This window comes from Salmonella sp. NW177 (genome assembly GCF_051811585.1).
In the GTDB taxonomy this organism is placed as follows: domain Bacteria; phylum Pseudomonadota; class Gammaproteobacteria; order Enterobacterales; family Enterobacteriaceae; genus Salmonella; species Salmonella enterica.
In genome coordinates this window covers 1-6,828 of record NZ_JAMMZV010000019.1, presented here as the reverse complement: position 1 = coordinate 6,828, position 6,828 = coordinate 1, and the positions used below count along the sequence as shown (strand labels likewise).

9 protein-coding genes and 1 pseudogene are annotated in these 6,828 nt (G+C 47.9%); 6 read left to right on the top strand and 4 right to left on the bottom strand.

Going from position 1 to position 6,828, the window contains the following annotated elements:
• The 4 genes from NA986_RS24190 to sul3 all read left to right on the top strand — a co-directional run.
• On the top strand, positions 1-258 hold a 258-nt coding region (locus NA986_RS24190; protein ID WP_225983033.1), incomplete at its 5' end, for a hypothetical protein.
• Positions 259-403: 145 nt separating this feature from the next.
• Positions 404-1,267, top strand: a complete 864-nt coding sequence (locus NA986_RS24185) for an SDR family oxidoreductase (RefSeq protein WP_000612791.1) — start codon at positions 404-406, stop codon at positions 1,265-1,267.
• 37 nt (positions 1,268-1,304) lie between these two features.
• Positions 1,305-1,550 (top strand): GrpB family protein, encoded by a 246-nt coding sequence (locus NA986_RS24180; protein WP_001354008.1) that lies wholly within the window; start codon positions 1,305-1,307, stop codon positions 1,548-1,550.
• 468 nt (positions 1,551-2,018) lie between these two features.
• Positions 2,019-2,810, top strand: a complete 792-nt coding sequence (sul3, locus tag NA986_RS24175; RefSeq protein WP_000034420.1) for a sulfonamide-resistant dihydropteroate synthase Sul3 — start codon at positions 2,019-2,021, stop codon at positions 2,808-2,810.
• Between the two features lie 2 nt (positions 2,811-2,812).
• Here sul3 and NA986_RS24170 read toward each other — a convergent pair whose 3' ends face one another.
• Positions 2,813-3,088: a hypothetical protein gene (locus tag NA986_RS24170; RefSeq protein ID WP_109023896.1), complete on the bottom strand. Its 276-nt coding sequence runs from the start codon at positions 3,086-3,088 to the stop codon at positions 2,813-2,815.
• Between the two features lie 22 nt (positions 3,089-3,110).
• Between NA986_RS24170 and NA986_RS24165 the strand changes: the two genes are divergently transcribed.
• Positions 3,111-3,743 carry an IS256 family transposase gene (locus tag NA986_RS24165; protein WP_020802982.1) on the top strand — a complete coding sequence of 211 codons (633 nt, stop codon included), beginning with the start codon at positions 3,111-3,113 and terminating at the stop codon, positions 3,741-3,743.
• A 190-nt stretch (positions 3,744-3,933) separates the two neighbouring features.
• On the opposite strand, the pseudogene NA986_RS24160 reads toward NA986_RS24165, so the two are convergent.
• From NA986_RS24160 to dfrA12, 3 genes and pseudogenes are all read right to left on the bottom strand, one after another.
• Positions 3,934-4,772: pseudogene (locus NA986_RS24160) on the bottom strand (AadA family aminoglycoside 3''-O-nucleotidyltransferase).
• A 5-nt stretch (positions 4,773-4,777) separates the two neighbouring features.
• Positions 4,778-5,068: a DUF1010 domain-containing protein gene (locus NA986_RS24155; RefSeq protein WP_001336345.1), complete on the bottom strand. Its 291-nt coding sequence runs from the start codon at positions 5,066-5,068 to the stop codon at positions 4,778-4,780.
• 111 nt (positions 5,069-5,179) lie between these two features.
• Positions 5,180-5,677, bottom strand: coding sequence for a trimethoprim-resistant dihydrofolate reductase DfrA12 (gene dfrA12 / locus NA986_RS24150; RefSeq protein ID WP_001083725.1), 498 nt, complete (start codon positions 5,675-5,677; stop codon positions 5,180-5,182).
• 147 nt (positions 5,678-5,824) lie between these two features.
• Between dfrA12 and intI1 the strand changes: the two genes are divergently transcribed.
• The coding region (gene intI1, locus NA986_RS24145; protein WP_045341941.1) for a class 1 integron integrase IntI1 at positions 5,825-6,828 on the top strand (1,004 nt) is incomplete at its 3' end.

Genomic DNA, 6,828 nt, shown 5'->3' with positions numbered 1-6,828 from the left:
TTTATGAATGTTCCTGTTATGGCTTATGTTCAAGAAAGCATTGCCCCTGAAATGATGGGCAAGGTGTTTTCCCTTTTGATGACCGCCATGACTCTTTCTATGCCGATAGGCTTACTTGTTGCAGGTCCGGTTGTTGAGGTTATAGGTGTTAATACATGGTTTTTCTGGTCTGGTGTTGCGTTGATAGTAAACGCTGTTCTCTGCCGCATTCTGACACGACGCTATGACAAAGTAACAATGAAACCGCAAGTGGACTGAAAAAAGGACCGGGTTGATGATAATTTGTAGTGGTGAGCTTCTGGGAGTACAAAACAAAGTGCTCAAAATTGTCGGGCTCATGGCGTTTAACGGTATTAATTTCGCTTATAATAATCTTTCTATAATAGCCTAAAGGAGAATATCTATGATACCTAATAGCGAAAATAAAAGAGTATGGTTTATTACCGGAGCAAGCAAGGGGCTTGGCTATGCTTTTACATGCGCCGCCTTGAAAGCCGGGGATAAAGTTGTTGCAGTTGCAAGGACTATCGATAATTTGGCGAAGCTAGAAGAAACATATCAAGAGAGCTTACTGCCATTAAACCTCGATGTTACAGATAGGGAGGCTGTTTTTTCTACGGTTGAAACAGCAGTTAAACATTTCGGTAGGCTTGATATTGTTGTTAATAATGCGGGTATCATGACTATGGGTATGATTGAAGAACTAAACGAATCCGATGCTCGGAAACTAATGGACACAAACTTTTTTGGAGCTCTTTGGGTTTGTCAGGCAGTGATGCCCTATTTGAGGTCGCAGCGTTCTGGACATATCATACAGATTACAAGCATTGGCGCTATTATCTCGGGTCCGATGTCTGGTATTTACAGTGCAAGTAAATTTGCGCTGGAAGGAATGAGTGAAGCCTTAGCAAAAGAAGCGGAACATTTCGGAGTGAAACTCACTATGGTGGAACCAGGAGGATATTGGACAGATTTATACACTTCGATGAGTTACAGCAATCCATTAGATTCATACGGTACACTGCGCGATGAGCTGGCGAAACAGTATTCCGAAGATTCGGTCGATAGTGATCCTTCCTTGGCAGCGGAAGCCCTTATGAAATTAGTAGCCAGCAATAATCCGCCTTTGAGGCTTATCCTTGGCAGCATGGTATACGATTTGGCGATGGATACCTTAAAAGCACGGATGGCTACCTGGGAAGAATGGGAAGCTGTTAGCCGTGCATCAGAAAAGGCTATTCCTGCACCGGAGAGATATGGAGTATAATACCAAACATGGTTTTTGAGGCAAGGACGAAACTATCATGAAAATTGAAATTATGGAATATAACCCGGATTGGACAAAGAATTTTGAAGAAGAGAAAATAAAATTGCTCCATTTTTTCGGTTCTCATGCCGTAGCCATTGAACATATCGGAAGCACGGCGATACCCAATCAACGGGCGAAACCGGTTATAGATATATTTATTGGCGTTTCGCCTTTTGCTGAACTACCTTTTATCAGCGCATTTTTAATGCAAAGGAGTATCACCACACTCCGACAGATATGACAGGCAGATATTTGTTTGCAAAATATACAAATGAAGTTTGGACCCATAATCTTCTTGCTTTGGTGTAGGTATAATACCCAAAAACGAAGTTTATGCGGAACAGGATAACACCTCGAAATCGGAGTTTATATGGCTTCGTGGGGGAGTTATGTGTTTGAGCTTTGTCGCATTAACGCGAATCAGGGGTTGACGGCAGAAATAGACTGGAATTACACTTCTTGGAGTCGGCGTTGCCGGAAAATTCTGATTGGATTAGTTGTTCGGGGTGCGAAAACAGTCGTAGTTCGGGGAAAAAACCGAATTTTGACCCAAAACCGCGAAAAACTCGAAATGACAGTTCCTATCAGTTTTCATAATGAATTAAAACAAAAAAATTAGGCTGCAAAGATAGGGAAAATGTGTCAATTTGCGTAAGTGATAATTAGTCAATTAAGATAAATGCTACTTTTGTAATCAAAGCAAAATGATATGAGCAAGATTTTTGGAATCGTAAATATAACCACCGATAGTTTTTCCGATGGAGGACTTTATTTAGATACAGATAAGGCAATTGAGCATGCTCTGCATTTGGTTGAAGATGGAGCAGATGTGATTGATTTGGGAGCCGCTTCCAGTAATCCTGATACAACTGAAGTGGGCGTTGTGGAAGAAATCAAAAGACTCAAACCTGTCATTAAGGCTTTAAAAGAAAAAGGCATTTCTATTTCTGTTGATACATTTAAACCTGAGGTTCAGAGTTTTTGCATAGAACAAAAGGTTGATTTTATTAATGATATTCAAGGTTTTCCTTATCCTGAGATTTATTCAGGCTTGGCAAAGTCAGATTGCAAACTTGTGTTGATGCACTCCGTTCAGCGAATTGGTGCAGCTACTAAAGTTGAAACGAATCCGGAAGAGGTTTTTACTTCCATGATGGAATTTTTTAAAGAAAGAATTGCTGCTTTAGTTGAGGCTGGTGTAAAGCGTGAACGAATTATTCTTGATCCGGGTATGGGCTTCTTTTTAGGCTCTAATCCAGAAACATCTATTCTTGTTTTGAAGCGTTTCCCTGAAATTCAAGAAGCTTTTAATTTGCAAGTAATGATTGCAGTGTCACGGAAATCATTCTTAGGTAAAATAACTGGAACCGATGTGAAATCTCGTTTAGCACCAACTCTTGCAGCAGAAATGTATGCATACAAAAAAGGTGCAGATTATCTCCGCACCCATGATGTTAAGTCTTTATCAGATGCCTTGAAAATATCCAAAGCCCTAGGTTAGTTTTATTTTTTTAGCTTTCTAAATGAATATGCTATACTTGCTCTGAAGTTGTGTTGGCGTACTTGACTTAGGTCTGGATCTTTCGAACTGTTACTAAGAGGGTAATCATAGCCAAACATAAACTGGAAATGTCCTAATTCTAAACCTGTTCCAATACCTACACTATAATCAAGAGGACTTAAACTTCCATCACTTCCAAAAGGTTTTGTGTACTTCTCTTGAGTTTTCGTAGCTAAATAGTAGTGTTTGTTGGTAAATCCAAATAATCCAATATTCAATCTTGCGACCGGGAAAGTCCTCTTGAAAGTACCACAAGTTCGCGGGATGGAGTTTTATCCCAGCTGCATCGAGAAAGGCATGCGCAGTGAGCGTGCTCTCAAGCTCGCCATCGCCGAAATGTATGTCAAAGGAGTAAGTACCCGCAGGGTCTCGGATATCGTCGAAATTCTTTGTGGCACCGAAGTCAGCTCGTCCCAGGTCAGCAGGCTGGCAAAGGAGCTCGATGAAGAGATTACGTCTTGGAAGGCGCAGCCTGTCGGACAGATTCAATACTTGGTACTTGATGCGACCTATGAATCGGTTCGCGTCGGTTCCCATGTGGTCAAGCAGGCGCTTCTAGTGGCTATTGGCGTTGATTACAGCGGGAATCGGCATATTCTTGACGCCGAAGTCGCGAACAGTGAGGCAGAGGTAAACTGGCGTTCCTTTCTCGAGGGTCTCGTACGACGAGGGATGCACGGCCTGCGAATGATCACCAGTGATGACCACTCAGGACTGCGCGCGGCAATCGATGCTGTCTTCCCTGGAATTCTGTGGCAACGCTGCCAGTTTCATCTGCAGCAGAATGCCCACTCCTACGTCACGAAAAAAGATGAGATCCCGCTGATAGCCGCTGATATTCGGAAGGTGTTCAATCGGAATATGTCAAGATAGTTTATGCCAGATTTTTGAGAGGTTTGCATCAAGCAGCCTTCGAAAGAGGACGGCATGACATTGAGACCGGCAAGGCGTCGTAGATACGCACTTTCCCAGTACGCCACCGTAAGGGGTTTTTCTCTTTGGCAGCAAGAATGGTTTGGTTTCTTTTTTCCTCGGCGCCGTAGGCGTCCGACTAACGCCGGAGTTAAGCCGCCGCGCGTAGCGCGGTCGGCTTGAACGAATTGTTAGACATCATTTACCAACTGACTTGATGATCTCGCCTTTCACAAAGCGAATAAATTCTTCCAAGTGATCTGCGCGTGAGGCCAAGTGATCTTCTTTTTGTCCCAGATAAGCTTGCTTAGCTTCAAGTAAGACGGGCTGATACTGGGCAGGTAGGCGTTTTATTGCCCAGTCGGCAGCGACATCCTTCGGCGCGATTTTGCCGGTTATTGCGCTGTACCAAATGCGGGACAACGTAAGCACTACATTTCGCTCATCGCCGGCCCAGTCGGGCTGCGAGTTCCATAGCTTCAAGGTTTCCCTCAGCGCCTCGAATAGATCCTGTTCAGGAACCGGGTCAAAGAATTCCTCCGCTGCCGGACCTACCAAGGCAACGCTATGTTCTCTTGCTTTTGTAAGCAGGATAGCTAGATCAATGTCGATCATGGCTGGCTCGAAGATACCCGCAAGAATGTCATTGCGCTGCCATTCTCCAAATTGCAGCTCGCGCTTAGCCGGATAACGCCACGGGATGATGTCGTCATGCACGACAAGGGTGACTTCTATAGCGCGGAGCGTCTCGCTCTCGCCAGGGAAAGCCGAAGCCTCCATAAGGTCATTGAGCAATGCTCGCCGCGTCGTTTCATCAAGCTTTACGGCCACAGTAACCAACAAATCAATATCGCTGTATGGCTTCAGGCCGCCATCCACTGCGGAGCCGTACAAATGCACGGCCAGCAACGTTGATTCCAGATGGCGCTCAATGACGCTTAGCACCTCTGATAGTTGGTTCGAAATTTCGATGGTCACCGCTTCCCTCATGATGTCTAACGGGCGAGGTAAGCCGACCGCAGAATGCGGGTCGGCTTGACCGAAATGTTAGAACCAGAAGCCAAAACGGATAACTTGAATTTGGCGACGGGCGCTAACCGTGAAAAAACGCTGCGCCACCGAGGCGGCACAGCACTGCAAAAACGATAGCTGCTTGCGCTTGCTACGCAAGGGCTAGAGGCCAAAAAGACTGAAAACCTGCGCAGCCCATGCAGGCGAAGCCCGGAAAAAAGGCAAAACAGGCACTGAATAACGCCTGAAAAGCTAAATGCCGTTTGAATAAACATGAGCTAAATAAAGCTGGGTTTCAGTGGTGCTAACGTTGGACGTAACGAGAGCCGGAGCGCAGCGGAGGGAACCAAAATGCGCAGCATTTTGGCGTCCCGTTGACGGAATGGTTAGCCGTTTCGACGCGCATAAACGGAGTGGGTGTACGGAATTACAGCTTGAATGGTTTCGGTTGAGACAAGCTCGAATTCTGTTTCGTTGAGCATTGGGAAGAAGGCGTCACCCTCGAAGGTTTGATGTACCTCAGATAGAAACACGCCGTGGGCGTGAGGTAGTGCCAGAGTGTATATCTCAGCTCCGCCCGCGACGTAGAGTTCATTGCCGAGTTCGGATGCCAAAGCGATAGCGTGCGACAGCGTTGAAACAACTACGCAGCCAGTGGCGCGGTAGTTAGCTTGGCGTGAGATTACCAATGTGTGACGGTTCGGTAGAGGCTTGCCGATAGACTCAAAGGTCTTTCGCCCCATGACAACGACTTTTCCCTCAGTGAGTCTGCGAAAAATCTTCTGCTCACCCGGAATTTTCCAGGGGATATTAGGACCATTGCCAATAACCCGATTGGCTCCCATCGCAGCAACGAGATAAATGCGTACTGATTCCGAGTTCATATGGCTAACTTTGTTTTAGGGCGACTGCCCTGCTGCGTAACATCGTTGCTGCTCCATAACATCAAACATCGACCCACGGCGTAACGCGCTTGCTGCTTGGATGCCCGAGGCATAGACTGTACCCCAAAAAAACAGTCATAACAAGCCATGAAAACCGCCACTGCGCCGTTACCACCGCTGCGTTCGGTCAAGGTTCTGGACCAGTTGCGTGAGCGCATACGCTACTTGCATTACAGCTTACGAACCGAACAGGCTTATGTCCACTGGGTTCGTGCCTTCATCCGTTTCCACGGTGTGCGTCACCCGGCAACCTTGGGCAGCAGCGAAGTCGAGGCATTTCTGTCCTGGCTGGCGAACGAGCGCAAGGTTTCGGTCTCCACGCATCGTCAGGCATTGGCGGCCTTGCTGTTCTTCTACGGCAAGGTGCTGTGCACGGATCTGCCCTGGCTTCAGGAGATCGGAAGACCTCGGCCGTCGCGGCGCTTGCCGGTGGTGCTGACCCCGGATGAAGTGGTTCGCATCCTCGGTTTTCTGGAAGGCGAGCATCGTTTGTTCGCCCAGCTTCTGTATGGAACGGGCATGCGGATCAGTGAGGGTTTGCAACTGCGGGTCAAGGATCTGGATTTCGATCACGGCACGATCATCGTGCGGGAGGGCAAGGGCTCCAAGGATCGGGCCTTGATGTTACCCGAGAGCTTGGCACCCAGCCTGCGCGAGCAGCTGTCGCGTGCACGGGCATGGTGGCTGAAGGACCAGGCCGAGGGCCGCAGCGGCGTTGCGCTTCCCGACGCCCTTGAGCGGAAGTATCCGCGCGCCGGGCATTCCTGGCCGTGGTTCTGGGTTTTTGCGCAGCACACGCATTCGACCGATCCACGGAGCGGTGTCGTGCGTCGCCATCACATGTATGACCAGACCTTTCAGCGCGCCTTCAAACGTGCCGTAGAACAAGCAGGCATCACGAAGCCCGCCACACCGCACACCCTCCGCCACTCGTTCGCGACGGCCTTGCTCCGCAGCGGTTACGACATTCGAACCGTGCAGGATCTGCTCGGCCATTCCGACGTCTCTACGACGATGATTTACACGCATGTGCTGAAAGTTGGCGGTGCCGGAGTGCGCTCACCGCTTGATGCGCTGCCGCCCCTCACTAG